Source organism: Actinopolyspora sabaoui (genome assembly GCF_051225635.1).
In the GTDB taxonomy this organism is placed as follows: Bacteria; Actinomycetota; Actinomycetes; order Mycobacteriales; family Pseudonocardiaceae; genus Actinopolyspora.
Genome location: NZ_JBMIHH010000028.1, coordinates 1 through 446, shown reverse-complemented (window position 1 = coordinate 446; position 446 = coordinate 1). Strand labels below are relative to the sequence as shown.

Annotated in this window: 1 protein-coding gene; it reads right to left on the bottom strand. The window is 64.3% G+C overall.

What is annotated here, in order from left to right:
- Positions 1–446 (bottom strand): pseudouridine synthase (locus tag ACOQFL_RS22830; protein ID WP_435546260.1); only part of this gene is annotated, 446 nt, incomplete at both ends.

Genomic DNA, 446 nt, shown 5'->3' with positions numbered 1-446 from the left:
GAGGTGGCCGAGCTTGACGTTGCCGATGCGCACGCGCAGCAGCTGCTTGACCCGGAAACCGAAGTGCGCGGCCATCAGGCGGATCTGCCGATTGAGGCCCTGCACCAGCACGATGCGGAAACCGAAGCGGCCGAGCTTGCCGGTCTTGCACGGCAGCGTGGTCTGGCCGTGGATCGGCACACCGCGGCCCATGCCGCGCAGGAATTCCGGGGTCACCTCGTGGTTGACCGCGACCAGGTATTCCTTCTCCAGCTTGTTCTCGGCGCGCAGGATCTCGTTGACGATGTCGCCGTTGCTGGTCAGCAGGATCAGCCCTTCCGAATCCTTGTCCAGGCGGCCGATCGGGAAGATCCGGCGGTCGTGGCCGACGAAGTCGACGATGTTGTCCTTGACCCCGGATTCGGTGGTGCAGACCACGCCGACCGGCTTGTTGAGCACGATATAGA